Origin of the sequence: Janthinobacterium sp. CG3, assembly GCF_000344615.1 — a bacterium.
In the GTDB taxonomy this organism is placed as follows: domain Bacteria; phylum Pseudomonadota; class Gammaproteobacteria; order Burkholderiales; family Burkholderiaceae_D; genus Janthinobacterium.
On sequence record NZ_KB467824.1, the window covers coordinates 355,853 to 382,236 of the forward strand.

Here is a 26,384-nt window from a genome sequence, read left to right on the forward strand (position 1 = left end):
TGATAAAAGAATACTGAGAACCATGATGCAGTCTACGATTTCTACACTTCCTCCATACCTGAGCCTGGCTATCTGGGTTCCGGTCCTGTTCGGGATCCTGGTCCTGGCGCTGGGCCGCGATGAAAAAGCCGGCTTCACCCGCGTGCTGTCGCTGATCGGCGCCGGCGTCAGCTTCCTCGTCACGCTGCCGCTGGTCCAGCACTTCGACAACGCCGCCCACGGCATGCAGTTCGTCGAAAAAACGCCGTGGATCGGCCGCTTCAACATCCTGTACTCGCTCGGCATCGACGGCCTGTCGCTGTGGTTCGTGCCGCTGACGGCCTTCATCACCGTGATCGTCGTGATCTCGGCCTGGCAGGTCATCGAGAAACGCGTCGCGCAGTACATGGGCGCCTTCCTGATCCTGTCCGGCCTGATGATCGGCGTGTTCGCCGCGATGGACGGCCTGCTGTTCTACTTCTTCTTCGAAGCGACCCTGATCCCGATGTTCATCATCATCGGCGTGTGGGGCGGCGAGAACCGCGTGTACGCCTCGTTCAAGTTCTTCCTGTACACCTTCTTCGGCTCGCTGCTGACGCTGGTCGCCATCATCTACCTGTACAACGTCTCCGGCGGCAGCTTCGACATCCAGACCTGGCACAAACTGCCGTTGACGATGAAAGAGCAAACCTTCATCTTCCTGGCCTTCCTGATGGCGTTTGCCGTCAAGGTGCCGATGTTCCCGGTCCACACCTGGCTGCCGGACGTCCACGTCGAGGCGCCTACCGGCGGCTCGGCCGTGCTGGCGGCGATCATGCTGAAACTGGGCGCCTACGGCTTCCTGCGTTTCTCGCTGCCGATCGCCCCCGACGCCAGCCGCAACCTGTCGGGCTTCATGATCACGCTGTCGCTGATCGCCGTGATCTATATCGGCCTGGTCGCGCTGGTACAGAAGGACATGAAAAAACTGGTCGCCTATTCGTCGATCGCCCACATGGGCTTCGTCACGCTGGGCTTCTTCATGTTCATCGATCCGACGCTGCAGGGCAGCGGCATGGCGATGCAGGGCGGCATCATGCAAATGATCTCGCACGGCTTCATCTCGGCGGCGATGTTCCTGTCGATCGGCGCGCTGTACGACCGCGCCCACTCGCGCCAAATCGCCGACTACGGCGGGGTGGTCAACCGCATGCCGAAGTTCGCCGCCTTCTTCATCTTCTTCTCGATGGCCAACTGCGGCCTGCCCGCGACCTCCGGTTTCGTCGGCGAGTTCATGGTGATCCTGGGCGCGGTCCAGTACAACTTCTGGATCGGCCTGCTGGCCGCGACCGCGCTGATCTTCGGCGCCGCGTACTCGCTGTGGATGGCCAAGCGCGTCATCTTCGGCAAAGTCGCCAACCACCACGTGGACGAGCTGACCGACATCAACAAGCGTGAGTTCTTCATGTTTGCGGTGCTGGCGATTGTCGTGCTGGCGATGGGTCTGTACCCGGCCCCGTTCACCGACACAATGCAGACTTCGGTCGCCGACCTGCTGACGCACGTCGCCCAGACTAAGCTGCCTTAAGAACACACGACGGAACACACCACCATGAATAACACCCACCTGATCCCGCTCTACGCAGAAATCTTTCTGCTGGTCGCCGCCTCGGCGATCCTGCTGATCGATATGTTCCTGTCCGAGGGCAAGCGTACGATCACCTACTACCTGTCGCTGCTGTCGCTGGCCGCCTGCGCCGCCTTCACCCTGGTCGACTTCAACGCCGGCAGCACCGTCTACACCTTCTCCAACATGTTCGTCTCGGACCCGATGTCGAACCTGTTGAAACTGTTCTCCTACGGCGCCGTGGCGCTGACGCTGATCTACTCGCGCGGCTACGCCAGCGACCGCGGCATGTTGTCCGGTAACCTGGGCGGCGAGTTCTACGTGCTGGCCCTGTTTGCCCTGCTGGGCCAGATGGTGATGATCTCCGGGAACAACTTCTTGACCATCTACCTGGGCCTGGAACTGATGTCGCTGTCGCTGTACGCGCTGGTGGCGCTGCGCCGCGACAACGCCAAGGCAACCGAAGCGGCGATGAAGTACTTCATCCTCGGCGCGCTGGCTTCCGGCTTCCTGTTGTACGGCATCTCGATGTTGTACGGCGCCACCGGTTCGCTCGATCTGAACGTGGTCGCCGAGGCGGCCGCCAACGGCAGCGCGAAACCGACCATCCTGGTCTTCGGCCTGGTGTTCATGGTTGCCGGCCTGGCCTTCAAACTGGGCGTCGTGCCGTTCCACATGTGGGTGCCCGACGTCTACCAGGGTTCGCCGACGGCCGTCACGCTGCTGCTGGGCGGCGCGCCGAAACTGGCCGCCTTCGCGATCTGCATCCGCCTGCTGGTGGAAGGCCTGATGCCGATGGCGCACGACTGGCAACAAATGCTGATGGTGCTGGCCGTGATGTCGCTGGCGATCGGCAACCTGACCGCCATCGCGCAAACCAACCTGAAGCGCATGCTGGCGTACTCGACCATCGCGCAAATGGGCTTCGTGCTGCTGGGCCTGATGTCGGGTTGGGTCGGCCCTGAATCGCACCTGACCGAAAACGCCTACAGCTCGGCGATGTTCTACGTGATCACCTACGTGATGACGACGCTGGGCAGCTTCGGCGCCATCATGCTGCTGGCGCGCGCCGGTTTCGAGGCGGAAGAACTGGCCGACTTCAAGGGCCTGAGCAAGCGCAGCCCGTGGTTCGCCACGATCATGTCGATCTTGATGTTCTCGCTGGCCGGCGTGCCGCCGATGATGGGCTTTGCCGCCAAGTTCTCGGTGCTGCAAGCGGTGCTGGGCACCGGCCAGGTCTGGCTGACCATCCTGGCGGTGATGTTCTCGCTGATCGGCGCGTTCTACTACCTGCGCGTGGTGAAAATGATGTGGTTCGACGAGCCGACCGACAGCGCGCCGCTGGCCGTCAACCTCGACATGCGCGTGGTGCTGAGCCTGAACGGCCTGGCCATCGTCGGCCTGGGCCTGTTCCCCGGCGCCTTGCTGAGCGCCTGCCTGAGCGCGATGACCAAGACGCTGGCTTCCTAAGCCGATGGATGTTTCGTCCTCAAGCTGGTTGGTGATCGCGCTGGCCCTGGCGGGCGCCAACCTGCCGTTTTTCAACGACAAGCTGCTGGCCCTGGTTTCCTTGAAACCGGCGGCCGACGGCGCGGCGCGGCGCAAGCCGCTGGCCGTGCGCTTGCTGGAAATGGTGCTCATGTACTTCATCGTCGGCGCGCTGGCGTTGGCGCTGGAGTCGCGCATCGGCAACGCCTTTTCGCACACGTGGGAGTTCTACGCCATCACCGGCTGCCTGTTCGTGGTGCTGGCTTATCCCGGCTTCGTGGTACGCTACCTGCGCAAGCGCCGCCACTGACCGTCATGGCGTACCGGTGACGCCAACGTTGCCGGGTTGCGCCGTGCCGGCCAACCCGACCGACGAAACCTGGCCTACTTCTTAATCTGACCGCCCGGAGCGCGCATGGATCTGCATCTGAAAGAAAGCAAAATCGACGGCGGAGTGGCCTACGAGGGCGGCTTCCTGAAGGTGCAGAGCGATCGCGTCGCGCTGCCCGACGGTAAAATCACCGTCCGCGAATACATCAGGCATCCGGGCGCGGTGGTCGTCCTGCCACTGCTCGACGACGGCAGCGTGCTGCTGGAACGGCAGTTCCGCTATCCGCTCGACCGCGTCTTCATCGAATTCCCCGCCGGTAAGATTGACGCCGGCGAGGACGCCCTCAGCTGCGCCAAGCGCGAGCTGCTGGAGGAAACCGGCTACACCGCCAGCGACTGGCAATACGTTTGCACCATCCACAACGCCATCGCCTATTCGGACGAGCACCTCGAACTGTTCGTTGCGCGCGGCCTGGTGGCCGGCCAGAGCCAGCTCGACGACGGCGAATTCCTGGAAACCTTCACCGCCAGCGTGCCGCAGATGCTGGAGTGGGTCAAAAGCGGCGCCATCACCGACGTCAAAACCATCATCGGCGCGTTCTGGCTGGAGAAGCTCACCTCCGGGGCATGGACCGCGGCGTAAGCCGGGCCATGGGGACGGCGCCGCGCCTGCTGCTGGCGGGCGCCCTGTTGGCCGCCGGCGCGGCGCTGGCGCAGCGCACGCCGTTTCAAATCCGCTGCGAGGACAGTATCGGCAAGACCGTCTCGGTGTTGACGGCGCAGCAGAACGGTTACAGCATCGACAGCCACCTGTCGTACCGCTCGCTGACGGCGATGAAGGGCGGCGCCCGTGCCAACACCTACGTGCTGGGGCTGACCAAGACCGAGTCGCGCGTGGCCATCGGGCTGGACGGCCCGATGCTGCTCGATCCGGTCAGCGGCTACGAATGCGTGGCGCCGCAGATTACCGTCAAGCTGTACTACGCGCCTATCGTCATCTACATCGGCAAGGAGTTCGAGCAGGGCAGTTGCGCCTACGAAGAAATCCTGGCGCACGAGCTGCGCCACATGAAAACCTATCTGGCGCACCTGCCGAGGGCCGAGGCGGCGGTGCGGGCGGCGCTGGCCCGGCGCTTCGAGGCCCGCCCGCTGTATGCGCCGCGCGGCACCGCGCGCAACGCGCTGGCGCGCGAGGTCGACAGCGGCTGGATGCCCTACATCAAGGCTGAAATGGCCCGGGTCGAGGTGCTGCAGGCGGCCATCGACTCGGCCGAGGAATACGCCAGGCTGGGGCGGGCCTGCAAAGGCGAGATCCAGTCGATACTCCAGGGCCGGCACAAGGCCCGCTAATTCAACCAATACAGCGCCGGCGGCGTGCGCGCCGCGACACGAGAACACACCATGACAAGTTTGAACGACAACGCCGCGCCGGCGCGCTATTTCGCCCTGATCCCCGCCGCCGGCGTGGGCGCGCGCATGGCCGCCGACGGCCCGAAACAATACCTGCCGCTAGGCGGCAAGCCGATGCTGCGCCACACCCTGGACGCCTTCCTCGGCAGCGCGCTGGTGGCGCACACCTACGTGGTGGTGAGCCCGGACGACGGCCAGATCGATGCCGTCGTGCCGCCTGCCGGCGTGACGGTGCTGCGCTGCGGCGGCGCCACCCGGATGGACTCGGTGCTGAACGCGCTGCGCGCGTTGGCCGGGGAAGTGCGCGATACCGACTGGATTCTGGTGCACGACGCGGCGCGCCCCGGGCTGACGCCGGCCTTGATCGAAAAGCTGATCGCCGGCGTCGGCGCCGACCCGGTCGGCGGCCTGTTGGCGCTGGCGGTGGTCGACACCGTCAAGCGCGCCGCCGCGGCCGGCGTGGCGACGCTGCCGCGCGACGGCCTGTGGCTGGCGCAAACGCCGCAGATGTTCCGCTACCGCCTGCTCAGCGACGCGCTGGGCGCGGCGCCGGACGCCAACGCCATCACCGACGACGCCAGCGCCGTGGAAGCGCTGGGCCTGTCGCCGAAGCTGGTCGAAGGCCACCCGCGCAACCTGAAAGTAACCCTGCCGGCCGATATACGCATCGCCGAAATGTACCTGGCCCACGGCCAATAACCCCTAGATAAGGCCCGACAACATGACCCCCGCACCCGCACCCGCACTCCCGTTCCGCATCGGCCAGGGTTACGACTGCCACGCGCTGGTCGCCGGCCGCGACCTGATCATCGGCGGCGTCAACATCCCGCACCACGTCGGCCTGCTCGGCCATTCCGACGCCGACGTGCTGCTGCACGCCATCATCGACGCGCTGTTCGGCGCCGCCGCGCTGGGCGACATCGGCAGGCACTTCCCCGACACCGACGCGCGCTTCAAGGGCGCCGACTCGCGCACGCTGCTGCGCGAGGCCGGCACGCGCGTCGCCGCCACCGGCTACAGCATCGGCAACATCGACGCCACCATCATCGCGCAGCGGCCGAAGATGGCGCCGCACATCGCCGCGATGGTGGCCAACGTCGCCGCCGACCTCGGCCTGGCCGCCGGCCAGGTCAACATCAAAGCCAAGACCAACGAAAAGCTCGGTTACCTGGGACGGGAAGAGGGCATTGCCGCGGAAGCCGTCGCGCTGCTGCTGCGCTCGGATTGACGCCTCCGCCCGCTCCTGTCACGGCTATTCCCACTTGTTGGTTGACATGGTTGACTCGCTTCAGTCTTGGTGTACACTGACGTATGAGCCAACAGGAGTTCATCATGCCCGCATCGAACGCAAAGAAGAGTACACTGGCGCCGTCGCAAGCCGGCGCCGCGCCGCACGGCCGGCATACTGTCACGCAACTGGTTGGCAAGGACAAGGCCGGCGTGAAGTCGGTGCCGATTACCCACATCAAGGGCCTGGCCAGTCTGGGGCAGGGCTATCTGATCATTAAGGTCGATCCCAGCATGCTGGCCGACGCCGAGGCCAATGCCGAGCAATTGCCGAAAACCCTGCTCGGCGAGCTGATTCCCGAAATTCCCATGAGCCAGGTCAGGCGCCTGCTGGCCAGGCTGGCCGACGGCGGCAAGCCCGCGGGGGCGCCGGCCAAGCGCGCCGCGGCGAACGAAAGCGGCGCCGCCGACAATCAAGCATTCCTGACGAACCACGCCAGGCAAGCGGCGGCCGCGCGCGCCAAGCATGTCGCCGACGGCAGTTTGTTGACCCCGGCCGAGGTGTGGGAGCGGCTGGCGATCAGCCGGCAGGCGGTCAGCAAGGCGGTCAAGGAAAACCGCATGTTTTCCCTCGATGGCCCCGCCGGCAAGCAGTTGTACCCGGCTTTTTTCACCGACCCCAAGTACGACCGCCGCGAAGTCGAGCGGGTCTCGCAGGCGCTCGGCGATTTGCCCGGTCCCAGCAAATGGCAGTTCTTCACGACGGGCAAGGGTTCGCTGGGCGGACGCACGCCGTTGGTGGCGCTTGCCAACGGCGACTTCGACGGCGTTCTGGTGGCCGCGGCCGGCTTCGCGGAGCGCTGACTTGGCAGCTGAGGCACTGGGACTGCCGCCACCTTATCTGTCCACCGAAAAATTGGCATTCAAGCGCTGCGATCCGGCCAAGCTGTTCAGGATATCGAGCCACGGCACCGGCGAACCTTATTTCGGCCGCAGCGGCGCGAACCGATTCGACGCCCCCGGTTCGGCGGCCGACGCGGCCGAATTCTCGGCCTGCTATCTGGGTTTCAGCCTGACGGTGGCGATTGCCGAATCGGTGTTGCACGACGAAGTGCCGTTGGATGGCGGCTACGGTATCGCCCAGACCACGCTCGACGGCAAATATGTGTGGCGTTTCCAGGGTTCGGCCTTGCGCCTGGCCAACCTGACCGGCGCGCCGCTGAAGCGCCTGGGCGGGCACGCCGATCTGGGCGGCACCTGCGACTATGCGACGACGCAGCACTGGTCGCTGGCCGTGCATCGCAACCCGGGCCGGTTCGACGGCTTCGTGTATATGTCGCGGCACCTGAATACCGAGATGGCGGTGATATTGTTCGACCGCGCCGGACCGAAAATCCAGATGGCGACGGCGACCAAGCTGTTGGCGGACCCCGGCTTCGCGGCCGCCGCCGAAACGCTCGGCATCGTTGGCATCTAAACGGTCCCGCCGAGTGGTTTGCCTTTAATGAAATGTTATTATTCCATATATAATCCCGGGATTTTTATGTGGACTGGGAACTTCGATGGCGCGACGCATTCTTTTATTCGCAGCACTGGCGCTGGTATCGGCCGCCGGCCACGCCGGCATCGCGGCGCCGGAGGCCCTGTTGTGGGAGTCGCCGGCCTTTACGACGGCCTACCGAGACAACATCAGCGATGACGAAAAAGTGGCCGGGCTGTCCAAGTTCTGGTCCGAGGTGAAGTATAACTTCGTGTTTGTCGAGAAGCTCAAGACGCTCGACTGGGACGCCCAGTACCTGGCCTATCTGCCGAAGGTCAGGGCGAGCAGGTCCACCGCCGAGTATTACCAGGTGCTCGCCGAGCTGTGCGCCACACTGCGGGACGGCCACACGAATATTATGCCGCCCGGGCAAATGTGGGACCTGTACGGCAAACCGATGCTGGAGACCGCGCTGGTCGAGGGGCGCGTCGTCGTCACCGAGGTGTTCGACGGGGCGCTGCGGTCGCGCGGCGTGCTGCCCGGCGTGGAAATCACCACGGTCGACGGCGCCGCCGTGAAGACCTATGCGGCGCAGAAGGTGGCGTCATTCGAGAGCGCGTCGAGCGCCCAGGACCTGGAGTTGAAAACCTTCACAGCCAGCTTGTTGCGCGGTACGGCGGGACCGGCGCGCGAAGTCGGCTTCCGGGCCGCCGACGGCCGGGCGTTCACGCTGGCGCTGGCGATGCCGACCGAGCGGGTGCGCTATGCCGCGAAGCCCGCCGTGGCCTCGTTCGAAATGCGCGTGCTCGCCGGCGGCGTCGTGTATGTCGCGCTGAACGATTTTGCCGACGCCACGGCGGCCGACGGCTTCATGGCCGCGTTTGCGCAAATCGCCAGGGCGCCGGCGCTGATCATCGACCTGCGCCGCAACGGCGGCGGCAACGGCGCGTTCGGCTACCGCGTGCTGTCGACGCTGACGGACCAGCCGTTCGCCGGCAGTGCCTGGTCGACGCGGCAGTACCTGCCGAGCTACCGCGCCTGGGGCAAGCCGATGCCGGCGTTTGCGGGCGGCGGCGGCAGCTGGCCGGCCGACGGCGCCCGGTACTACGCCGGGCCGGTGGTGCTGTTGAGCGGCGCGGCGACCTATTCCGCCGCCGAGGATTTCGCCGTCGCGTTCGACGCGATCGGGCGCGGCGCCATCGTCGGCGAGCCGACCGGCGGCAGTACCGGGCAGCCGCTGATCTTCGCCTTGCCCGGCGGCGGCTCGGCGCCGGTCTGTACCAAAAGCGACACCTACCCGGACGGGCGCGCCTTCGTCGGCGTGGGCGTGCGGCCGCACAAGCTGGTGCGCCCGCTGCTGGCCGACCTGCGGCGCGGCCGCGACACGGTGCTGGAGGCGGCGTTGCGCGTGCTGGCCGAGCGGGGCGGGAAATAGCCCGGCAGGCGCCGGCCGGGCCGGACAACTTAAATCGGGAACACCAGGCAGGTGGTGGTGGCGAACGCGTACAGCTTGCCGGCGGCGTCGGTGATGCGGCCCTCGGCGATGGCGACCTGGCCGCCGACGCTGATGACCTTGCCCTCGGCGCGCACCGGCCCGGTGCTGTCGCTCATGCCGCGGATGTAGTTAACCTTCAGCTCCAGCGTGGTAAAGCCCTTGCCGGCGGGTAGCATCGTGTGGATCGCGCAGCCGACAGCGGTGTCGAGCAGGGTGGCGGCGTAGCCGCCGTGTACGCTGCCGCTGGGATTGTAGTGGGCGAAGGCGGGCGTGCCCTGGAATACCGCGCGGCCCGGTTCGACGCTGATCGGCACGATGCCGAGCAAATCGGCGATCGGCGCCGGCGGGATCTCGCCGGCGCCTATGCCGCCGAGAAATTCCATGCCGCTGCGTTCGCGCAGCGCGCTGCGCTCGGCCACGCCGGGCGGCGCCAGCCGGGCGCGCATCTGCGCCTCTTCCGCCAGCCAGGTTTGCAGGGTGTCTTGTGCTTGCATGAGTGTGCCTTTTGTCGAGTTGCTTGAATCGAAGGAAAACCGCCACAGATCTGCACTATAATGGGTTTTCGGCATTTGCGTGTATATGCACCTATTTATATGACTGCCACCTTGCACCCCGACCCGGCGGCGGGCGCCGTCGGGCGCCTACCCTGCACCTGCTTTACGCTGCGTAAAATGGCGCGCATCGTCTCGCGCCTGTACGACCAGCACCTGGCCGCCGTCGGCCTGAAGACGACCCAGTATTCCTTGTTGAAGTGCGTGCAGCACGCGGCGCTGCCGGTGGCGCAACTGGCGCTGCTGGTCGGCGTCGAGCGCACCACCGCAACGCGCAACCTGAAGCCGCTGATCGAAGCCGGCTGGGTGGCGCTGCTGCCGGGCGCGGACAGCCGCCAGCGCATCGCCACGATCACCGACGCGGGCCGGGCCAAGGCGCAACTGGCGCGCGCCGCATGGCGCAACGCCCAGGCCGAACTGGAACTGGCGCTCGGCCGGGAGGCCGTGCGGGCGCTGCACGAAGGGCTCGATTTTGCGATGTTGCGCCTGGCGCCGCTGCTCGACGAGCCACAGCCCGGCGCGGAATTGCCTTAAGATGTAGACCTTCGCCAGCCCGGCCGGGCGGGGCGCCGTGGTCAGCAGAGTGAGAGTGTGATGGTTCGTGATACGTATGCATACCGGCAAGTTGCCGTTGAGTCGCGCCTGGTCGGCGCCGCCGTGCGGATCCGCCCGGTGCCGGGCCAGGCGTTTTCACCGGCGCTGACGGTGCAGTGTGCACGCCGCTTGAGCGACACCAGCCTGTATCCGCTCGGCACCACCTTCCTGCTGGCGGCGAAGCTGACCGACCGGCTCGGCGGCACGCCCTTTCTGTACGCCTACCACGGCGACGCCGACGTGGTGTTGTCGCCGAAGCAGGCCAAAGCCTTCCTGGCCGAGTTCAAGCGCGGACGCATCTAAACGCAAGATTACGTTCCCGTAGTACTACATGGCTATCAAAAATGGCTATCAAAAATTAAACATTGCCAATTCGTAACCTTGCCCTTTACAATTCGGGCCGTGGTGCTCGGATGCCGCGCGGCGGCGTCAAGCCTATACAAATGGAGAAGCAATGAAGCGATTTTTAAATAATGGGCTGCTTGGTGCGGTGATGGTCGCGGCGGTCGTTGCCGGATGCGGCGGCGAGCAAACCGGCAGCGCGACGCCGGCGCCAAAATTCGCGGCCCAGCGGGTCGGCCTCGACGCCAATCCGACCCCTTCACCGGCCGCGGGATCGTCCCTTGCCTCCACCGATGCCAGTGCTTCGGAGCGGACGGTCACGGCATCGTCCACCGCCATCGTCGATGCCAGTGCTTCGGAGCGGGCGGGCGCGGCGTCGCCGGCCGCCTCCACTGATGCCAGCGCCTCGGAAGCGTTGCCGCCTTCGCCATAATCTTCCGGCCCAACCGGCTACCACCGGCTACCACCGGCTGCCACGGGCCGGGCGCTGCTGCGCCTAGTCCGGTATGGCGTCCGGCTTCGAATTGCTGTGTGTACGTACAGTATTATGCTAAAGTAAACATGTGTTAAGGCGCCATCAAGCGATCGCCTGGCGCGCCATCAAGCCATTTTTATTGTGTATCTTTTCACGCAAGGACGCAGAGCATGCCATTCGATTTCCCTGTCAATATCAGCTCCCGGTTCAGCGCCACATCCTGGACCGAAACGCCGATTAGCGACGTCGCCGGCGCGGGCAAGCTGAGCCGCGCGACAATTGTTAACGCACTGAGCGGCGGCATCGAAGGCGAGGGCGCCCTGGAGTACCAACTGGCCTATCCGGCCGTCGCCGGCGGCGACGTGCCTTTTATCGGATACGAACGCATCGTCTCGCTTGCCGCCGGACGCGAGGGCAGCTTTATCGTCAAACATGACGGTTGCTTTTCGCCGCTGGCCGGCGTCAGCGGCAAACTCGACATCGTGCCCGGCAGCGGCACCGGCGTGTTTGCCAACGTTGGCGGCAGCGGCATCATCAAGGCTGTTGCGGGCGAGCACGGCGGTGAATACTGCCTGGTGTTGGACCGGCTCCGCGGCGCCTAGCGCGCAGCGGAGCCGGCTTGGCGGCGTGCGCCGGTTAGCGCATGGCTACCACTTTCAGCGCGGCCACGCGGTCGCGGCCGAAGGTCCAGATCACGGCGGTGCAGCCGAGGGCGAACAGGCCGCCGACCACCATCGCGCTGCCGACGCCGAGATGGTCGACGGCAATGCCGCCCACCAGCGCGCCCGACGCCAGCCCCACTTGGGCGGTGGCGACGAACAAGGCGCTGCTGCCTTCCATCAGATCGGGCGCGGCCTTGTACATCCAGGTCTGCACCGAGATCGGCATGGCGCCGAAGGCCAGGCCCCAAATTCCCACCAGCACCGTGGCGGCGATCTGGTTGGCGCCGAACAGCGGCATCGCCAGCGCGGCCAGGCCCAGCACCAGGGACGTGGCGATCAACGCGCCGCGTTCGCTTTTGCCCACCGCCCAGCCACCCAGCATGTTGCCGACGAATCCAGTCACGCCGTAGGCCAGCAGCAAGGCGCTGATGACGGTCGCCGGCATGTCGGCCACTTGCGCCAGGAACGGCGAAATGTAGGTATAAGCGGCGAACTGGCCGACAAACAGCAAGGCGGTGGCGATCAGCCCGAGCCGCGCCTTGCGGATGCCCAGGATGGCCGGCAACTGGCGCAGGCGGATCGCCTGGGTTGGCGGCAGAGCCGGCAGCAGGAAGGCCTGGCCCAGCAGGACCAGCACGGCAATCGCGCTGGCCGAGCCGAACGCGACGCGCCAGCCGACCAGTTCGCCGATCAGGGCGCCGGCCGGCACGCCGGCCACCGTGCCCAGCGAGACGCCGGCGAAGATCATCGCCATGGCGCGCGCGGCGTGCGCCGGCGACACCAGGCGCGGCCCGACCGCGGTGCCGATGGCCCAGAAGCCGCCGACGCCGACGCCGAGCAGGGCGCGCCCGGCGAGTATCCAGCCGAACGACGGCGCCAGCGCGACGATCAGGTTCGACAGCACCAGCAGCGCCGTCAGCGCCAGCAGCACGATGCGGCGGTCGAGCCGGCCCGAACCGACCGTGACGAGGACGGCGGCGAAGGCCGCCACCACGCCGGGCGTGGTGATCATCAGCCCGGCCTGGCCCTTGGTGATGCCGAGGTCGGCCGCCATCGCCGGCAGCAGGCCGACCGGCAGGAATTCCGAAGTGACCAGCGCAAAGGCGCCGATGCCGACCGAGGCCACCGCCAGCCAGGGCGACAGGCCGGGCGGGGTCGGCGCTTCGGCCGGCGGCGGCGCGGCGGCGTTGTGTTGGTTGGCGTGCATATATATCTCCAGACAGGGTTGGGGTTAGGGATGGTGTGGTACGGGTCTCCCGGCCGGCTACCCTGGTGCGGGCGCTGGCTCCTTGTGTTTTTTACCGGTCAGTATATAATCGGTCAAGAAGCTGTTCTTGTCAATTAATTTATTACCGATCGGTATGAAACAAATTAAAGTCCCCATGAAAGTCGGCCGTCCGCGCACCTTCGACGCCGACGAGGCGCTCGACTGCGCCATGAAGGTGTTTTGGGAAAAGGGTTACGAGGGCAGTTCGTTGCCGGAGTTGACCAAGGCGATGGGCATGAACCGGCCCAGCCTGTACGCCGTGTTCGGCAACAAGGAGGCGCTGTTCCACAAGGCGCTGGAGCGCTACAGCGACACGCGCATGCACTTTTTCGACGCGGCGCTGGCCTTGCCGAGCGCCCGCGCGGTGGTCGAGCGGCTGCTGTTTGATTACGTCGACGCGCAGACCGGGGTGGACGTGCCGCACGGTTGCCTCGGCGTCAACGCGGCGCTGGCCTGCAGCGACGACGCGCTGCCGATCCGCGACGAGTTGGCGGCGCGGCGCCTGCGCAGCGAGTTGAAATTGCGCACGCGTCTGGCGCGCGCACAGGGGGAGGGCGACTTGCCGGCTGGGTCATGTCCGGAAAAGCTGGCCCGCTACGTGATGACGGTGACGCAGGGCATGGCGGTGCAGGCGGCGGCCGGCGTGCCGCGCGAACAGTTGCGCGAACTGGCCGAGCTATTGTTGCTCGGCTGGCCGTACGGCAGTTAAGCTGGCGGGCCGGCAGCGCCCGGGGGCTTACGCCCTTGGTTTGAAAGGAGGTAAGCGCACGCCTACAGCGCCGCCGGATCGATCGACTTGGCCAGCGCGTCGGGCGCCTTGCGGCGCCAGGCGGCGGTCAGCACGGCGGCCAACATGTCCAGTTCGGCCAGCTCCAGCGTCACGGTGATGCCGGCCAGGCGCTCGCCCCACCACAGCTCCTTGCAGCCGTCGGTGGTGATGATGGCGGCGATGCGCGCCGCCTCCGGGTCCAGCATCACGTTGATATGGTCGTCGTCCGGCAGGGTCGCGAAGATCTTTCCGCCGACGCGGAACGACGGGCGCTCGTGGTGTTCTTCTTCGGTCGCGTCGGGAAATGACAGCGCCAGATAGCGCAGCTCGTTCAAATCAACCATGATCCTCGTCTCCTCGTTGCCTTTTCAGCCGGACTTAAGCGTACTTGTATTTTGCCACGCGGCTCCAACCTGCGGTGTAGGCAATCAGAAAAGAAAGGGCTAACGATGATTCACATCCGTGAAATCGATCATATTGTGTTACGCGTACTTGACCTAGAGGCGATGGCGCGCTTCTATTGCGATGTGCTGGGTTGCACGGTCGAGCGGCGCCGCGATGACATCGGCCTGCTGCAACTGCGCGCCGGCGCCTGCCTGGTCGACCTGGTGCCGGTGGACGGCAAGCTGGGCCGCATGGGCGGCGCCGCGCCCGGACCCGCGGGGCGCAACCTGGACCACGTCTGCTTCCGCGTCGAACCGTTCGACGAGGCCGCCATCCGCGCCGACCTGGCGGCGGCCGGCGTCGCCAGCGGGCCGGCGGCGCTGCGCTACGGCGCCGAAGGCGAGGGGTGGTCGATATATCTGCTCGATCCCGAGGGCAACACGGTCGAACTGAAGGGGCCGTCGGGCGCCTGAGGCCAATGTGTCCCAAGCTCAATCCCGCGATATGCGGGCTTTTTGTTATAGTTAACGCTATTTTCCAATTGGGCGAGGCGGCAAGATGAAGGGTGCGGGCGGAAGCGACGGCGGGGTGGGCCAGTTTTTCATTGGCTTGGTCATGATGTGCGCCGGTTTTTACATGTTGTTCAAGGCGATCGATGTCAGTTCCAGTTTCGGCATGGGCGCGCGCGTCTTTGGCTGGTCCGGTTACGGCGGCTCGTATGGCGTGTCCGGTGGCATGATATTGGTGCCGTTCGTGTTTGGCGTCGGCATAGTGTTTTACAAGGCCGGCAGCTATCTAGGTTGGACGCTGGCGATCGGTTCGCTGGCGGCGCTGTTGTTCGGCGTGATCACTTCGGTTAATTTCAGTCTGCGCAGCATGAGCGCGTTTGATTTGCTGGTCATTCTGGTGCTGGCCGTTGGCGGCCTGGGCTTGTTTTTGCGCTCGCTGAGGTAAACCGGGGCGCAAGCCCAGGGCCAGACCCCGTGGGGGCGGCGCCGGCTTGCTGTTTAATCCGCCTGCTCGTCGTTGTCGTCGGCTTCGCCGCCAGCGGCCGCTTTGGCGCGGTCGGCGTCGACGCCGGCTTTCAGCGCGGCGGCGCGCTTGAGGAACTCGTCCGGGCTGTGGTCCGGGCTGAGCCGGAACGCCGGCGGCAGCAGCACCGACATGTACGGCTCGTCTGCCAGGCGGCCGTGCTGTTGCAGGTTGCTCATCAGGGCCAGGCTGGAGCCGACCAGCAGCAGCGCCAGGCAGGTCGCCGCCAGGCGGCGCGGATGGCGCGGCTTGATCGTGCGCAGGTGGAAAAACACCATGCCGCAGACGATCGCGATCAGCGCGTGCCGGCCGTAGCGCGTCAACCATTCCAGCGAGTACGAGTAGGCTACCACGGAGCTGAGCAGTTCCCACGCCTGCAGCGCGACCATGCCGCAGCCGAGGATGAACAGGTGGCGCCCCAGCCGCGCGTGGCGGCCGAACAGGCGGTTGCCGAAGGCCCAGACGGCGCCCCACACCAGGCCGCCGGCCAGCGCGTACGACAGCACCAGCAGGTAGGCCACCGCCTGGAACGGCTGGGCGTCGCTGAGCCAGGTGCTCAGCACGGTGGTGGCGCCGACCAGTCCCAGTCCCAGCAGCGCCGGCGTGCCGCCCTCCCAGCCGTGCATGGTGGTGTCGGCCGCTTCCGCCGGCACCGGGTGGTCGGCGCCGCGCAGGCGCAGGTTGGTGTGGCCCAGCCGCACCACGGTGTCGCCGTCGAGCGCGATGCTGGCCAGGCGCTTGCCGCGGTGGACGCTGCCGTTCTGGCTGCCCAGGTCGCGCAGCACCGGCCGGCCGTCGGCGTCGGCCTCGATCACGGCGTGGCACGCGGCGGTGTGGGCGTCGTCGAGGATGACGTCGTTGTCGTAGCCGCGCCCGAGGCGGATCGGCAGCGCGCCGGCCTGGTGGCGGTTCAGCACCTCGCCGTTGCGCGCCAGCGTTTCAATCCAGTACGGCGGCCTCACGGCTTGCCCCCGCGGGCGATGGCGTCGAGGAAGACGCGGGCGCTGCGCAGGCCGTTGTCGTAGGACACGCCGCGGGCGTCGATGCGGCTTTGCAGGCTCATCAGGCCGCTGTCGGCGCTGGCCGTCAGCAGCGCGAAGTCGTACAGGCCGGCGAATTTGCGGTAGGCGCGCACGCACAGCACCGCCCGCAGCGGCAGGCTGTGGTTCTTGACGAATTGCTCGGTGCAGCTCGGGCCGGTCAGGTGGGCGTCCTTGTGGCTGCCAAAGTGCTCGTTCTTGAACGCGGCGCCGGCCAGTTCGGCGAAGCGCACCGGCCCCAGCGTGTTACTGCGCAGGAATTCGTGGCGCATCGAGATTTGCCCGGTCTGCAGCGTGCCGGAGATGAAAATCGCCGCCTCCATCGCGCAACTGGTGTTGTCGATCATGAAGGGGGTGTCGGTCTTGACGTTGGAGCGGCCCCAGCAGCGCATTTGTTCCGATTCGCGCACCGGCACCCGGTACGGCCCCATCGCCTTCAAGGTCAGCGGCGTGCCCAGCAGGCGCTCGACCAGCATGGCTTGATGGGCCAGCAATTGTTCGCTGACGACCGGCTTGAAATCCTTGGGCGGTTTGGCCTGCGCCGCCACCTTGTTCAGCAATTGCTGGGCGTAGCGGGCCGGCACCAGGAAGCTCACCAGCTCGCCGTCCAGCCGCTTCGAGACGTTCACGCCGGCCACGTCGCCGTCGACGGTGACGCTGGGGCCGCCGCTCATGCCCGAGTTGATCGGGCCGGTAAACATCAGTTGTTCGTAAAAGCTGCGCAGGATGACGCCGTTGTAGGAGCCTTCGGAAATGGCGAAGCCGAGGTCGAGCGGATTGCCCAGCGAATACAAATACTGGCCCTGGGTCAGCGCGGCGAGCTGGTCGGGCATCTTGAAAAAGCCGGTGCCGTTGCGGTTGACCCGCACCACGGCCAAGTCGTGCAGCACGTCGACGGCGAGCAGTTCGACGTTGCCGCGGCGCCCGCCGGTGTCGACCCATTCGCCGACGTAGGTGTCCGGGTCCAGCGCGAATTGCGAGACGACGTGGTAATTGGTGACGACCAGGTTGCCGGTGCCGATCAGGAAGCCCGAGCCGACCGACGATTGGGTGCGGCCGCTCTTGAGCAGCACGCGCACCTGCAGGATGTCGTTCTTGGCGGAAGAATACAGTTTTTGCGCGGCGGTGGACGGCGCCGGTAACGCCGCCGTCGTGCCGGTATCGGCCGTGGCCGTGGCCGTGGTGGTGGGCGGCGCCTCGGCCGGCGTCGGCGGCGCCGCGATGGCGGCGCCGCTCAGGCAGGCCAGCCACAGCGCGAGCTTAGGTAAATTCATGCATCTCCTGGGAAATCGTGCCGGCGCGACAAACGACTACAGCGCGCCGTCCTCGGGCGCCGGCGGGGTGGCCGGCGTCATCATATGGCCGAGCTTGCTTGCCTTGGTGTTCAGATAGTGCTGGTTGAAGGCGTTGCGGTTGACCAGCAGCGGCACCCGCTCGGCGACCTTGATGCCGAGTTTTTCCATCGCGTCGATCTTGCGCGGATTGTTCGTCATCAGGCGCAGGCTGGTGATGCCGAACTGGCCGAACATCGGCTGGCACAGCGCGTAGTTGCGGGCGTCGGCCTTGAAGCCGAGTTGCTCGTTCGCTTGCACGGTGTCGGCGCCGGCCTCCTGTAGGCGGTAGGCGCGGATCTTGTTGATCAGGCCGATGCCGCGCCCCTCCTGGCGCAGGTACAGCAGGATGCCGCGGCCCTCGGCGGCGATCTTCTTCAGCGCGCCCTCGAGCTGGGCGCCGCAGTCGCAGCGCTGCGAGAACAGCACGTCGCCGGTCAGGCATTCGGAGTGGACGCGCGCCAGCACCGGTTCGCCGTCGCCGATGTCGCCCAGCGTCATGGCCAGGTGTTCCTTGCCGGTGGCGTGTTCGACGAAGGCGTGCAGGGTGAACTGGGCCCACGGCGTCGGCAACGCGCAAGAGCTCATATAGTCCAATTCTTCTTTAACCGGGGTGTCTGCGCGCTGCATGGCTGTGCTCTTAAAAAGTAACGATAAAAGTAAAAAGGCGCGCCGATCCGACTGCATCAGATCCGGCGCGCCCTGTCATCATACCAAAACTTGGACGGGAAATAATTCGTTGTCCGCTTTTCGACTATATTCAAATAGCGCTAGCACTCCGGGCCGATGCCGGCGCAAGCAAAAACCAAGGGGCCGCTTGCCTTGGGTGCCAACGCCGGGCGCGGCCCTTTGCTGGATTACACCGGCGGCAGGTCGAACAGCAACACTTCGGCGTCGTCCGCCTGTTCCAATACGACCAGCTCGGTGTCGCTGATTTTCAGCGCGTCGCCGCCTTTCAGCGCGGCGCCGTTGACCAGCAGCGCGCCGCGGATCAGGTGCACATACGCGTTGCGGCCCGCCGCCAGGCGGTGCTGCAGGCGCTGGCCCGGCGCCGGAATGCTGGCGTACAGCGAGGCGTCCTGGTGGATCAGCACCGAGCCGTCGCGGCCGTCGCCCGACGCCACCAGGCGCAGTTGCCCCGCTTTGCTGGCCGGATCGAAATGCTTTTCCTGGTAGCTCGGCTCGATCCCGCTGACGTTGGGGGCGATCCAGATTTGCAGGAAGTGCAGGCCTTCGCTGTGCGAGTGGTTGAACTCGCTGTGGCGCACGCCCTTGCCGGCGCTCATGCGCTGCACATCGCCGTAGTGCAGCACCGAACCGCTACCCATGCTGTCCTTGTGCTCAAGCGCCCCGTCCAGCACGTAGGAAAGGATTTCCATGTCGCGGTGGCCGTGGCTGCCGAAACCCTGGGCCGGCGCGACGCGGTCTTCGTTAATCACCAGCAGCGCTCCGAAACCGACGTGCAGCGGGTCGTGGTAGTGGCCGAACGAGAAACTGTGCTGCGAGGCCAGCCAGCCGTGGTTGGCTTGGCCGCGATCTTCACTTTGACGAATTTGTAACATGGCTAACTCCATTGGTTTAAGGCTGATATGCGATAATTTCAACCGGCCCCGTTGCCGCCTTTCGCGTATCTGCGCCTCGATGAAGCACAGTGTACGCGCCGTTTCCGGAAACAAAAAACGGAAAATATACAGCCTTACTATCGAAAAAATCGAATGCTCAGACTCAGCCTGGAAGCGTTGCAAATCGTCGACGCGATCGACCGCCGCGGCTCGTTCTCGGCGGCCGGCAAGGAATTGCACCGGGTGCCGTCGACGATTTCCTACACCGTCGCCAAACTCGAGGGCGACCTGGGCGTGCAAGTATTCGAACGCAACGGTCCGCGCGTGCTGTTGACCCGCGCCGGCCAGGAGTTGTTGAAGGAGGGGCGTTACCTGTTGAAGGCGGCGCACGACCTGGAACAGCGCGTGCGCCGCGTCGCCTCGGGCTGGGAAACCGAGCTGGGCATCGGCTACGATTCGATGTTTTCGGCGCTGGCCTTCGAGTCCGACGCGCGCGCCTTTTACGCCGTGGCGCAGCAGACCCGCTTGCGCATGGTCGCCGAGGCCCTGTCGGGCACCTGGGAGGCGCTGCTTGAGCGCCGCGTCGACTTGCTGGTGGGCGCGCCCGGCGACGGCCCGGCCGGCGGCGGTTACGTGGCCCAGCCGCTGGGCACGCTGTCCTTCGTCTTTGCCGTCGCGCCCGGCCATCCGCTGGCGCGCGAGCCGGCGCCGCTGGGGCGCGGCCAGTTGCAGCACCACCGCGCCGTGGTGGTGGCCGACACCGCCCGCCAGCTGGCGCCGCGCACCGTCGGCTTGCCGCTGGGCCAGGACGCGCTGACCGTGCCCAGCATGCACAGCAAGTACGACTACCAGGTCGCCGGGCTCGGCTTCGGCTTCCTGCCGGAGCCGTGCGCGCGCGCCGCCATCGCCCGCGGCCTGCTGGTGGAGAAGCAGGTGGAGGAGCCGAAGCCGGCCGAAACCTTCTATCTGGCCTGGCGCGCCGGCGAGGGCGGCGCCGCGCTGCACTGGTGGCGCGAGCGCATGCGCGAGCCGGGCCTGTTCCAGCGCCTGCTCGCGCATTTGCCGGGCCGGGCCGGTTGAGGCGGCCGCGGCGCCGGCCAAACGTTACAATGCGCCAGACATTACCCTCGCCGCCATCCGGCGCCGCCACCACCTCTACCACGGGATTCCCATGAGCCGCAGCATCCTCGACGAAACGCATTTACATCCAGCCATCCGCGCCAGGGTCAGCGCCAGCCACGCCGATATCGTCGCCGAGGTCAAGGCCGCCGTCGCCGCCCATCCGGTGGTACTGGTCGGCATGGCGCAAAATCCCTTCCCGCGCAAGGCCCGCAAGATCCTCGACACGCTCGGCACGCCCTACCACTACCTGGAATACGGCAGCTACCTGAGCCAGTGGCGCCGCCGCACCGCGCTGAAAATGTGGAGCGGCTGGCCGACGCTGCCGATGGTGTTCGTGCACGGCGTGCTGATCGGCGGCGCCAGTGAGCTGAAAAGCCTGCTCGACAGCGGCGAGTTGGCACAGTTGCTGGCCCGAAAGATCAACGTGCGCTAGGCATGGCCGCCATGGCCGGGCTTCATTGATCCGCCGCAAAGGACGGTGACAATGCGCGTATATTGGCGGCCTAGGCTGGTGCTATTCTGAAACAAGTTGCTGCGATTTTCAGCTGTTCAGGAGGGGATGCCATGCGCCGTTGCGCACGCCGGCCGACAGTGTGAGCGTCCAGATTGCCAACTGGGGGCGGGCGCGCTACGGGACTGCCCCACATCGCCGGTACCGGATTTTCCGCGGCAGCATGGAGGCTGTATGAGCACACCCGGCACGCATCCCCGCATTCTCATCGTCGACGACGAGGCGGCGCATATGCGGGCGCTGTGCGACACGCTGGGCGCGCACCATTATGAAACCACCGGCCTAGTCACCGCCGAGGCCGCCCTGACGCTGTTGCGCAGCGAACCCTTCGACTTGCTGCTGACCGACCTGATGCTGCCCGGCATCGACGGCATCGCCCTGGTGCAGGAGGCGCGCAAGCTCGACGCCGACCTGACCTGCATCATCATGACCGGCGAGGGCAGCATCGCCTCGGCGGTGCTGGCGATGAAAATCGGCGCGCTCGACTACATCGTCAAGCCGTTCAAGGTAGCGGCGCTACTGCCGATCCTGGCGCGGGCGCAGGAGGCGCGCCTGCTGCGCATCAAGAACGCGATGCTGGAACAGCGCGCGCGCGAGCACGCCGTCGAACTCGACGCGATGAACAAGGAACTCGAACTGGCCAAGCTGGAGGCCGAACGCGCCAACGTCGCCAAGTCGGTGTTCCTGTCGAACATGAGCCACGAGCTGCGCACCCCGCTCAACGCCATCCTCGGCTTCGCCCAGGTGCTGACGTCGGAGGTGCTGCCGTCGACGCCGCAGGAAAAGAAAAAATTCGCCTGGCACATCGTCGACGCCGGGCGCCACCTGCTGACGCTGATCAACGAGGTGCTCGACCTGGCCAAGGTCGAGGCCGGCGCGCTGTCGCTCTCGCTCGAGCCGGTCGCGCTGGCCGAGGTCCTGCTCGACTGCCAGGCCATGATCGCGCCGCTGGCGCAGCAGCGCGGCATCACGCTGGCGTTCCCGCCGCAGGCCGCGCTGTACGTGCTGGCCGACCGCACCCGGCTCAAGCAGGTGCTGGTCAACCTGCTCTCGAACGGCATCAAGTATAACCGCGAACACGGCTCGGTGACCCTGGAGTGCCAGCCGGCGCGGCCCGGGCGGGTGCGCATCTGCGTGCGCGACACCGGCGCCGGCCTGAGCCAGGAGCAGCTCGACGCCGTGTTCCAGTCCTTCAACCGGCTCGGCCGCGAAGGCTCGAACGAGGAGGGCACCGGCCTCGGGCTGGCGCTGTCGAAGCGCCTGGCGGAGGCGATGCAGGCCGAGATCGGCGTCACCAGCACGGTCGGCGTCGGCAGCACCTTCTGGGTCGAGTTGGCGCTGCGCGGGGTCGGCCCGGCGCCGGCCGCGGCGGCGGCGGCGCCCGGGCCGGAGGCCGCCCGGGCGGGGCCGCCGCAGCACGCCGCCCGGTCGCGCCGCAGCCTGCTCTACGTCGAGGACAACCCGATGAACGTGCAACTGGTGCGCGAATTGCTGCGCCTGCGCGCCGACCTCGACCTGCTGACGGCCACCGACGGCCAGCGCGGCATCGAACTGGCGCGCCTGCACGCGCCGCAACTGATCCTGATGGACCTCGACCTGCCCGGCATGGACGGGGTGGAAACGCTGCGCCAGTTGCGCAGCGACCCCAACACCGCGCATATCCCGGTCATCGCGCTGACCGCCAGCGCGATGCGCAGCGACGTGCGGCGCGGCATGGCGGCCGGCTTCTTCGGCTACATCAGCAAACCGATCGACGTCGCCGGCTTCGGCGAGGCGATCGACGGCGCGTTGCGGCTGGGCGCCGAGCCGCAGCGCGCGTAGCGGCGCGCGGCACATTTTCAAACAGTTCTTTCCTTCCGACGGGCAGTTTTTTTGAAAGGTGGCTGACATGCACAACGTAACCGGCAGCAACGATGCACAAATAGACCGCTGGCAAAAAGGCCGGCAGAAGCTGTTCAAGGAAGTGCCCGAGGGCGGCAAGTCGATCCGCTACCTCGACAAGGAGTTCCTGGTCTTCCCGAACACCTTCTGGCCGTTTACCGACAGCCAGCCGCTGGTGCAGAACTTCCGCATCCGCCGTGGCGACAGCGTGCTCGACGTCGGCACCGGCTCGGGCGTGATCGCCGTGTTCGCCTGCTACCAGGGCGCCGGGCGGGTGCTGGCCGTCGACGTCAACCCGGCGGCGATCCAGAGCGCCAGCTACAACGCCCGCCAGCACGGTTTCGGCGCCGTCATGGAAGTGCGCCGCTCCAACCTGTTCGAGGGCGTCGGCGACGAGCAGTTCGACGTCATCACCGCCAACCTGCCGTTTCGCGACAAGCCGGCGCACGACGTCGTCGCCCAGTCGCAGTGGGACACCGACTTCCAGACCAACACGCTGTTCTTCCAGGACGTCGGGCGCTACCTGAAGCCGGACGGGCGCATCTACTTCGCCCACGCCAACTTCGGCTCGGTCGAGACGGTGCGCAAGCTGGCCAAGGCGGCCGGCTTCACGGTGCGGGCGATGGCGACGGCCTCGGCCGACAAGGCAGGCACCAAGACTTTCTACGCCTTCGTCATGAAGCGGGCGCGCGCGACGGCAGCCGCATGAGCGAACTGATAGACGCGGTCAACCGCTTGCGCGGCGTGCGCCGCTCGCCGCTGGCGCCGCTGGTGCGCACCGTCGTCGTCATCCTGGGCAATTCGCGCTCCGGTTCCAGCCTGCTCAAGGAGGTGCTCGCCGGCCATCCCGACATCGCCTCGCTGGACGGCGAGATCGAACCGCTGCTGGCGCTGACCGGCAACGGCTTCGGCTACAACGCCGACAGCGACGCGCTGGACGCGCTGGCCAACCCGGCCGCGGTGGCCGACAACATCTTCGACGAGTTGGGCGTGCCGCAGCCGCACGCCGCGCCGGCGGCGGCGCTGCAGCGGCGCTGGGTCAACCGCTGCCTGCTGCAATTCCCGGCGCTGTTCGCCGAGCCGGCCGGCCACCGGCGGCTGACGGCGGCGATCGGGCGGGCGCTGGCCGACGCCGCCGCGGACGGCGTCGGCGACGAGCAGCGCTTGCAGCGCAGCGTGCTGGCGGAGGTGTACCGCGACGCGCCGTGGCGCCTGAACTACTACGACGACGGCGGCGCCGGCGGCGGCGGCCCGTGCTTCGACGAGGCGGCGAAAATCGAGGAGCCGCCCTTCGTCGTGCCGCGCCACCAGCAGCGCCCGTTCACGGCGCACGACGCGCAAAACAAGATCGTGCTGTTCAAGGCGCCGTCGGACGTCTACCGCATCGGCATCTACCAGCAACTGTTCCCGCACGCGCGCGTCCACTACCTGCACCTGAGCCGCGGCTACGCCCAGTCGGTCAACGGCCTGATGGACGGCTGGCTCTCGCCGGTCGGCTTTTTCTCGCACGACCTGCGCCGGGTCGGCCAGCGCCTGGCCATCGGCGGCTATTCCGAACTGACGCCGTTCGGCCGGCGCTGGTGGAAGTTCGACCTGCCGCCGAACTGGCGCGAATTCACCGAGGCGACGCTGGAGCAGGTCTGCCTGAACCAGTGGTTGTCGGCGCACCGCGCGGTGCTGGCCAGCGGCGTGGCGGCGCTGCGCATCTCGTTCGAGCAATTCCTGGCCTCGCCGGGGGCGCAGCTGAACCGCATCACCGACCACCTGGGCGCGCGGCCGATGGCGCCGCCGCCGGCGCTGCGGGTGATGATGGCGACCGACGCGCCGCGGCCGATGCGCTGGAAAAAGCGCCAGCAACTGATGCTGGAACTGGGCGAGCGGCGCGACGTGCGGGCGATGATGGCCACGCTCGGCTACGCGATGAAGCCGGAGGGCTGGCGATGAACCGCCACCTGATCGTGCCCTTCCTGATGGGCCAGTGGCGCGCCGGCCTGTGCCGCGTCGCCGACCTCGACGGCCACGACTGGGACGTCATCGCCGACCCGGATTTGCGGCAGACGCATATCGCCGACGCCAATGAAAAAATGCGCAGGATGGGCCTGATCTACGCCCGCCTGGCCGAGGCCGTCAAACAGCGCGTGCGGGCCGGGTTGGTGCCGGTGTGCATCGCCGGCGACTGCATGTCGACCTCGGGCGTGCTGGCCGGGCTGCAACAGGGCGGCCGCGCGCCCGAGCGCATCCTCTGGCTCGACGCCCACGGCGACTTCCACACCTGGGGCACGACCCAGACCCAGTACCTGGGCGGCATGCCGCTGGCGGTGCTGGTCGGGCGCGGCGACCGCCGCCAGGCCGGGCGCGACGCCATCGGCGCCTTCGTCGCCGCGGTCGGCGTGCAAGCCTACCCGGAGCACCGCGTCGTGCTGTCGGACGCGCGCGAGCTCGACCCCGGCGAGGCCGAGGCGGTGCGGGCCTCGGCCATCGTCACCTGCGGCATCGACGCCGTCCTCTCGCACCTGCGCCCGGACGAGAGCCTGTACCTGCACTGGGACACCGACGTCGTCGACGCCGAGGCCGACACGCCGGCGCTGAAATACCACGTCAAGCACGGCCCCAGCTGGGCCGACATGCACGCGCTGTTCCGCGCGCTGCGCGGCATGGGCATCGTCGCCGTGTCGGTCTCGGCCTGGCACGAGGAGGGCGACGCCGACAACGCGGCGGCGCTGGCCAGCCTGGCGCTGCTGCGCGAGCTCGACGGCGAGCCGGCGCGCGCCGCCGCGCCGCGGGGGGGGCGATGATGGCCGGGCCGCAACGGCACTTGCCGCGCCGCGGCGGCGGCCGCGCCGCCTGGGGCTGGGCCTTGCTGCTGGCCGTCGGCACGCTGGCGGCGCTGTACGCCTGGCTGCACCGCCCGGCCGGGCCGGCCGGCAACGGCGACGCCGAGCAGGTGGTGATCGCCACCAATATCGACTACGTCGGCAGCTGCCCGGTGGTGGCCGGGCTGGAGCGCGGCTATTTCGCCGACGAGGGCATCCTCGCCGTGCTGCAGGCGCATTCGAGCGGCAAGGCGGCGATGGAGGCGGTGTTGCAGGGCAAGGCCAACCTGGGCACGGTGGCCGACATCCCCATCATGTTCGCCGGCCTGAACGACAGTCCGGTGTCGGTTATCGCCAGTTTCTTCAAGACCGAGAAGGACCACGGCATCGTCGGCCGGCGCGACAACGGCGTCGTCACGCCGGCCAGCCTGAAGGGCAAGCGCATCGGCGTGAGCTTGAGCACCTCCGGCCATTTCACGCTGGACGCCTTCCTCAACCGCCAACTGCTGCGTTCGAACGAGGTGATCATGCGCAACTACAAGCCGGAGGAGATGGCGGCGGCGCTGGAGCAGGGCGACGTCGACGCGGTGGCCAGCTGGGAGCCGTTCCTGACGCAGATGCAGAGCCAGCTGGGCAGCAACGCCGTGGTGTTCTACGGCCAGGACGTGTACGAAAGCATCTACAACCTGGCGGCGATGCGCAACTATGTTGCCAGCCGCCCGGAAACCATCAAGAAGGTGCTGCGCGCGCTGGTGCGCGGCGCCAGCTTTTGCGCCGGGCAGCCGGAGGCGGCGCGCGCCGTGCTGGCCGCCCGCACCAAGGGCGACCAGAGCAAGTGGCAAGCCTCGTGGCCGAGCTACCGCTTCAGCGTGGTGCTCGACCAGGGCCTGATCCTGGCGCTGGAAGACCAGGCGCGCTGGGCCATCAAGAACAAGATGACGCAGCGCACCGAGGTGCCGAACTACCTCGACTACGTCTACCTCGACGGCCTCGAGGCGGTGCAGCCGTCCGCCGTGACGATCATCCATTGAGG

31 protein-coding genes are annotated in these 26,384 nt (G+C 67.0%); 24 read left to right on the forward strand and 7 right to left on the reverse strand.

The genetic code is table 11. The features are described from left to right. The first annotated feature begins 22 nt into the window (after positions 1-22). From JANGC3_RS0101700 to JANGC3_RS0101745, 10 genes are all read left to right on the forward strand, one after another. Positions 23-1,546, forward strand: a complete 1,524-nt coding sequence (locus JANGC3_RS0101700; protein WP_017874746.1) for an NADH-quinone oxidoreductase subunit M — start codon at positions 23-25, stop codon at positions 1,544-1,546. 24 nt (positions 1,547-1,570) lie between these two features. Next, positions 1,571-3,055: an NADH-quinone oxidoreductase subunit NuoN gene (nuoN, locus tag JANGC3_RS0101705; protein ID WP_017874747.1), complete on the forward strand. Its 1,485-nt coding sequence runs from the start codon at positions 1,571-1,573 to the stop codon at positions 3,053-3,055. A 4-nt stretch (positions 3,056-3,059) separates the two neighbouring features. After that, the gene (locus tag JANGC3_RS0101710; protein ID WP_026132416.1) at positions 3,060-3,383 is read left to right on the forward strand and encodes a DUF2818 family protein; all 324 of its coding nucleotides are present in this window, start codon (positions 3,060-3,062) and stop codon (positions 3,381-3,383) included. Positions 3,384-3,488: 105 nt separating this feature from the next. Next, positions 3,489-4,046, forward strand: a complete 558-nt coding sequence (locus JANGC3_RS0101715) for an NUDIX domain-containing protein (protein WP_017874749.1) — start codon at positions 3,489-3,491, stop codon at positions 4,044-4,046. Further along, positions 4,031-4,753: a hypothetical protein gene (locus JANGC3_RS0101720; protein WP_232429635.1), complete on the forward strand. Its 723-nt coding sequence runs from the start codon at positions 4,031-4,033 to the stop codon at positions 4,751-4,753. The genes JANGC3_RS0101715 and JANGC3_RS0101720 overlap by 16 nt, the downstream gene beginning before the upstream one ends. A gap of 51 nt (positions 4,754-4,804) precedes the next feature. Next, the gene (ispD, locus tag JANGC3_RS0101725; RefSeq protein WP_035788037.1) at positions 4,805-5,512 is read left to right on the forward strand and encodes a 2-C-methyl-D-erythritol 4-phosphate cytidylyltransferase; all 708 of its coding nucleotides are present in this window, start codon (positions 4,805-4,807) and stop codon (positions 5,510-5,512) included. 22 nt (positions 5,513-5,534) lie between these two features. Beyond that, positions 5,535-6,041: a 2-C-methyl-D-erythritol 2,4-cyclodiphosphate synthase gene (gene ispF, locus JANGC3_RS0101730; protein WP_017874752.1), complete on the forward strand. Its 507-nt coding sequence runs from the start codon at positions 5,535-5,537 to the stop codon at positions 6,039-6,041. Between the two features lie 104 nt (positions 6,042-6,145). Next, a complete protein-coding gene (locus JANGC3_RS32240; RefSeq protein WP_157406406.1) occupies positions 6,146-6,904 on the forward strand; it encodes a hypothetical protein in 759 nt (252 codons plus the stop codon). A 1-nt stretch (position 6,905) separates the two neighbouring features. Then, the gene (locus JANGC3_RS28090) at positions 6,906-7,517 is read left to right on the forward strand and encodes an RES family NAD+ phosphorylase (protein WP_157406407.1); all 612 of its coding nucleotides are present in this window, start codon (positions 6,906-6,908) and stop codon (positions 7,515-7,517) included. An 85-nt stretch (positions 7,518-7,602) separates the two neighbouring features. Continuing rightward, positions 7,603-8,955 (forward strand): S41 family peptidase, encoded by a 1,353-nt coding sequence (locus JANGC3_RS0101745; RefSeq protein ID WP_017874755.1) that lies wholly within the window; start codon positions 7,603-7,605, stop codon positions 8,953-8,955. A 29-nt stretch (positions 8,956-8,984) separates the two neighbouring features. Here the strand turns inward: JANGC3_RS0101745 and JANGC3_RS0101750 are convergent, their stop codons facing one another. Continuing rightward, positions 8,985-9,509: a PaaI family thioesterase gene (locus tag JANGC3_RS0101750; RefSeq protein ID WP_017874756.1), complete on the reverse strand. Its 525-nt coding sequence runs from the start codon at positions 9,507-9,509 to the stop codon at positions 8,985-8,987. A gap of 99 nt (positions 9,510-9,608) precedes the next feature. Between JANGC3_RS0101750 and JANGC3_RS0101755 the strand changes: the two genes are divergently transcribed. The 4 genes from JANGC3_RS0101755 (at position 9,609) to JANGC3_RS28095 (ending at position 11,579) form a co-directional block, all read left to right on the forward strand. After that, a complete protein-coding gene (locus JANGC3_RS0101755; protein ID WP_232429636.1) occupies positions 9,609-10,100 on the forward strand; it encodes a MarR family winged helix-turn-helix transcriptional regulator in 492 nt (163 codons plus the stop codon). Between the two features lie 60 nt (positions 10,101-10,160). After that, the gene (locus JANGC3_RS32245) at positions 10,161-10,463 is read left to right on the forward strand and encodes a hypothetical protein (RefSeq protein WP_026132417.1); all 303 of its coding nucleotides are present in this window, start codon (positions 10,161-10,163) and stop codon (positions 10,461-10,463) included. A 151-nt stretch (positions 10,464-10,614) separates the two neighbouring features. Continuing rightward, on the forward strand, positions 10,615-10,935 hold the full coding sequence (locus tag JANGC3_RS0101765; RefSeq protein WP_157406408.1) for a hypothetical protein: 321 nt from the start codon (positions 10,615-10,617) through the stop codon (positions 10,933-10,935). Between the two features lie 212 nt (positions 10,936-11,147). After that, positions 11,148-11,579 carry a DUF3224 domain-containing protein gene (locus JANGC3_RS28095; RefSeq protein ID WP_017874760.1) on the forward strand — a complete coding sequence of 144 codons (432 nt, stop codon included), beginning with the start codon at positions 11,148-11,150 and terminating at the stop codon, positions 11,577-11,579. Between the two features lie 34 nt (positions 11,580-11,613). On the opposite strand, the gene JANGC3_RS0101775 is transcribed toward JANGC3_RS28095, so the two are convergent. Further along, positions 11,614-12,846, reverse strand: a complete 1,233-nt coding sequence (locus JANGC3_RS0101775) for an MFS transporter (RefSeq protein WP_017874761.1) — start codon at positions 12,844-12,846, stop codon at positions 11,614-11,616. A 154-nt stretch (positions 12,847-13,000) separates the two neighbouring features. Between JANGC3_RS0101775 and JANGC3_RS0101780 the strand changes: the two genes are divergently transcribed. Beyond that, positions 13,001-13,615: a TetR/AcrR family transcriptional regulator gene (locus tag JANGC3_RS0101780; protein ID WP_081611730.1), complete on the forward strand. Its 615-nt coding sequence runs from the start codon at positions 13,001-13,003 to the stop codon at positions 13,613-13,615. 62 nt (positions 13,616-13,677) lie between these two features. Here the strand turns inward: JANGC3_RS0101780 and JANGC3_RS0101785 are convergent, their stop codons facing one another. Continuing rightward, positions 13,678-14,019: an MmcQ/YjbR family DNA-binding protein gene (locus JANGC3_RS0101785; RefSeq protein ID WP_035787516.1), complete on the reverse strand. Its 342-nt coding sequence runs from the start codon at positions 14,017-14,019 to the stop codon at positions 13,678-13,680. Positions 14,020-14,124: 105 nt separating this feature from the next. On the opposite strand from JANGC3_RS0101785, the gene JANGC3_RS0101790 reads away from it, so the two are divergent. Both JANGC3_RS0101790 and JANGC3_RS0101795 read left to right on the forward strand, forming a co-directional pair. Beyond that, entirely contained in the window at positions 14,125-14,532 is a 408-nt protein-coding gene (locus JANGC3_RS0101790) for a VOC family protein (RefSeq protein WP_026132418.1), read from the forward strand. 85 nt (positions 14,533-14,617) lie between these two features. Then, positions 14,618-15,013, forward strand: a complete 396-nt coding sequence (locus JANGC3_RS0101795) for a hypothetical protein (RefSeq protein ID WP_017874765.1) — start codon at positions 14,618-14,620, stop codon at positions 15,011-15,013. 53 nt (positions 15,014-15,066) lie between these two features. Here the strand turns inward: JANGC3_RS0101795 and JANGC3_RS0101800 are convergent, their stop codons facing one another. The 4 genes from JANGC3_RS0101800 to JANGC3_RS0101815 all read right to left on the reverse strand — a co-directional run bounded on the left by JANGC3_RS0101800 (position 15,067) and on the right by JANGC3_RS0101815 (position 19,024). Beyond that, complete coding sequence (locus JANGC3_RS0101800) at positions 15,067-16,053, reverse strand: FHA domain-containing protein (RefSeq protein WP_017874766.1); 987 nt, start codon at positions 16,051-16,053, stop codon at positions 15,067-15,069. Continuing rightward, complete coding sequence (locus JANGC3_RS0101805; RefSeq protein WP_017874767.1) at positions 16,050-17,405, reverse strand: S1 family peptidase; 1,356 nt, start codon at positions 17,403-17,405, stop codon at positions 16,050-16,052. Before JANGC3_RS0101805 ends, JANGC3_RS0101800 begins: the two co-directional genes overlap by 4 nt. Before the next feature lie 36 nt (positions 17,406-17,441). Further along, complete coding sequence (gene ribA / locus JANGC3_RS0101810; protein ID WP_198291976.1) at positions 17,442-18,050, reverse strand: GTP cyclohydrolase II; 609 nt, start codon at positions 18,048-18,050, stop codon at positions 17,442-17,444. A 269-nt stretch (positions 18,051-18,319) separates the two neighbouring features. Then, entirely contained in the window at positions 18,320-19,024 is a 705-nt protein-coding gene (locus JANGC3_RS0101815) for a pirin family protein (protein ID WP_017874769.1), read from the reverse strand. Between the two features lie 153 nt (positions 19,025-19,177). On the opposite strand from JANGC3_RS0101815, the gene JANGC3_RS0101820 reads away from it, so the two are divergent. From JANGC3_RS0101820 to JANGC3_RS0101850, 7 genes are all read left to right on the forward strand, one after another. Then, entirely contained in the window at positions 19,178-20,104 is a 927-nt protein-coding gene (locus JANGC3_RS0101820) for a LysR family transcriptional regulator (protein ID WP_017874770.1), read from the forward strand. Positions 20,105-20,195: 91 nt separating this feature from the next. Then, positions 20,196-20,579 carry a glutaredoxin domain-containing protein gene (locus tag JANGC3_RS0101825; protein ID WP_017874771.1) on the forward strand — a complete coding sequence of 128 codons (384 nt, stop codon included), beginning with the start codon at positions 20,196-20,198 and terminating at the stop codon, positions 20,577-20,579. A gap of 252 nt (positions 20,580-20,831) precedes the next feature. Continuing rightward, a complete protein-coding gene (locus JANGC3_RS0101830; protein ID WP_017874772.1) occupies positions 20,832-22,478 on the forward strand; it encodes a response regulator in 1,647 nt (548 codons plus the stop codon). A gap of 67 nt (positions 22,479-22,545) precedes the next feature. Further along, on the forward strand, positions 22,546-23,247 hold the full coding sequence (locus JANGC3_RS0101835; RefSeq protein ID WP_017874773.1) for a methyltransferase: 702 nt from the start codon (positions 22,546-22,548) through the stop codon (positions 23,245-23,247). After that, positions 23,244-24,482: a sulfotransferase gene (locus JANGC3_RS0101840; protein ID WP_017874774.1), complete on the forward strand. Its 1,239-nt coding sequence runs from the start codon at positions 23,244-23,246 to the stop codon at positions 24,480-24,482. Before JANGC3_RS0101835 ends, JANGC3_RS0101840 begins: the two co-directional genes overlap by 4 nt. Next, the gene (locus JANGC3_RS0101845) at positions 24,479-25,333 is read left to right on the forward strand and encodes an arginase family protein (protein ID WP_017874775.1); all 855 of its coding nucleotides are present in this window, start codon (positions 24,479-24,481) and stop codon (positions 25,331-25,333) included. Before JANGC3_RS0101840 ends, JANGC3_RS0101845 begins: the two co-directional genes overlap by 4 nt. After that, positions 25,330-26,382, forward strand: a complete 1,053-nt coding sequence (locus tag JANGC3_RS0101850) for an ABC transporter substrate-binding protein (RefSeq protein WP_232429637.1) — start codon at positions 25,330-25,332, stop codon at positions 26,380-26,382. The genes JANGC3_RS0101845 and JANGC3_RS0101850 overlap by 4 nt, the downstream gene beginning before the upstream one ends. Positions 26,383-26,384: the final 2 nt, after the last annotated feature.

Excerpts from the sequence above, each read along its gene's own strand:
- JANGC3_RS0101700 (WP_017874746.1), top strand. The coding sequence starts at position 23 with ATGATGCAGTCTACGATTTCTACACTTCCTCCATACCTGAGCCTGGCT.
- nuoN (WP_017874747.1), top strand. The coding sequence starts at position 1,571 with ATGAATAACACCCACCTGATCCCGCTCTACGCAGAAATCTTTCTGCTG.
- JANGC3_RS0101710 (WP_026132416.1), top strand. The coding sequence starts at position 3,060 with ATGGATGTTTCGTCCTCAAGCTGGTTGGTGATCGCGCTGGCCCTGGCG.
- JANGC3_RS0101715 (WP_017874749.1), top strand. The coding sequence starts at position 3,489 with ATGGATCTGCATCTGAAAGAAAGCAAAATCGACGGCGGAGTGGCCTAC.
- JANGC3_RS0101720 (WP_232429635.1), top strand. The coding sequence starts at position 4,031 with ATGGACCGCGGCGTAAGCCGGGCCATGGGGACGGCGCCGCGCCTGCTG.
- ispD (WP_035788037.1), top strand. The coding sequence starts at position 4,805 with ATGACAAGTTTGAACGACAACGCCGCGCCGGCGCGCTATTTCGCCCTG.
- ispF (WP_017874752.1), top strand. The coding sequence starts at position 5,535 with ATGACCCCCGCACCCGCACCCGCACTCCCGTTCCGCATCGGCCAGGGT.
- JANGC3_RS32240 (WP_157406406.1), top strand. The coding sequence starts at position 6,146 with ATGCCCGCATCGAACGCAAAGAAGAGTACACTGGCGCCGTCGCAAGCC.
- JANGC3_RS0101745 (WP_017874755.1), top strand. The coding sequence starts at position 7,603 with ATGGCGCGACGCATTCTTTTATTCGCAGCACTGGCGCTGGTATCGGCC.
- JANGC3_RS0101750 (WP_017874756.1), bottom strand. The coding sequence starts at position 9,509 with ATGCAAGCACAAGACACCCTGCAAACCTGGCTGGCGGAAGAGGCGCAG.
- JANGC3_RS0101755 (WP_232429636.1), top strand. The coding sequence starts at position 9,609 with ATGACTGCCACCTTGCACCCCGACCCGGCGGCGGGCGCCGTCGGGCGC.
- JANGC3_RS32245 (WP_026132417.1), top strand. The coding sequence starts at position 10,161 with ATGGTTCGTGATACGTATGCATACCGGCAAGTTGCCGTTGAGTCGCGC.
- JANGC3_RS0101765 (WP_157406408.1), top strand. The coding sequence starts at position 10,615 with ATGAAGCGATTTTTAAATAATGGGCTGCTTGGTGCGGTGATGGTCGCG.
- JANGC3_RS28095 (WP_017874760.1), top strand. The coding sequence starts at position 11,148 with ATGCCATTCGATTTCCCTGTCAATATCAGCTCCCGGTTCAGCGCCACA.
- JANGC3_RS0101775 (WP_017874761.1), bottom strand. The coding sequence starts at position 12,846 with ATGCACGCCAACCAACACAACGCCGCCGCGCCGCCGCCGGCCGAAGCG.
- JANGC3_RS0101780 (WP_081611730.1), top strand. The coding sequence starts at position 13,001 with ATGAAACAAATTAAAGTCCCCATGAAAGTCGGCCGTCCGCGCACCTTC.
- JANGC3_RS0101785 (WP_035787516.1), bottom strand. The coding sequence starts at position 14,019 with ATGGTTGATTTGAACGAGCTGCGCTATCTGGCGCTGTCATTTCCCGAC.
- JANGC3_RS0101790 (WP_026132418.1), top strand. The coding sequence starts at position 14,125 with ATGATTCACATCCGTGAAATCGATCATATTGTGTTACGCGTACTTGAC.
- JANGC3_RS0101795 (WP_017874765.1), top strand. The coding sequence starts at position 14,618 with ATGAAGGGTGCGGGCGGAAGCGACGGCGGGGTGGGCCAGTTTTTCATT.
- JANGC3_RS0101805 (WP_017874767.1), bottom strand. The coding sequence starts at position 17,405 with ATGAATTTACCTAAGCTCGCGCTGTGGCTGGCCTGCCTGAGCGGCGCC.
- ribA (WP_198291976.1), bottom strand. The coding sequence starts at position 18,050 with ATGAGCTCTTGCGCGTTGCCGACGCCGTGGGCCCAGTTCACCCTGCAC.
- JANGC3_RS0101815 (WP_017874769.1), bottom strand. The coding sequence starts at position 19,024 with ATGTTACAAATTCGTCAAAGTGAAGATCGCGGCCAAGCCAACCACGGC.
- JANGC3_RS0101820 (WP_017874770.1), top strand. The coding sequence starts at position 19,178 with ATGCTCAGACTCAGCCTGGAAGCGTTGCAAATCGTCGACGCGATCGAC.
- JANGC3_RS0101825 (WP_017874771.1), top strand. The coding sequence starts at position 20,196 with ATGAGCCGCAGCATCCTCGACGAAACGCATTTACATCCAGCCATCCGC.
- JANGC3_RS0101830 (WP_017874772.1), top strand. The coding sequence starts at position 20,832 with ATGAGCACACCCGGCACGCATCCCCGCATTCTCATCGTCGACGACGAG.
- JANGC3_RS0101835 (WP_017874773.1), top strand. The coding sequence starts at position 22,546 with ATGCACAACGTAACCGGCAGCAACGATGCACAAATAGACCGCTGGCAA.
- JANGC3_RS0101840 (WP_017874774.1), top strand. The coding sequence starts at position 23,244 with ATGAGCGAACTGATAGACGCGGTCAACCGCTTGCGCGGCGTGCGCCGC.
- JANGC3_RS0101845 (WP_017874775.1), top strand. The coding sequence starts at position 24,479 with ATGAACCGCCACCTGATCGTGCCCTTCCTGATGGGCCAGTGGCGCGCC.
- JANGC3_RS0101850 (WP_232429637.1), top strand. The coding sequence starts at position 25,330 with ATGATGGCCGGGCCGCAACGGCACTTGCCGCGCCGCGGCGGCGGCCGC.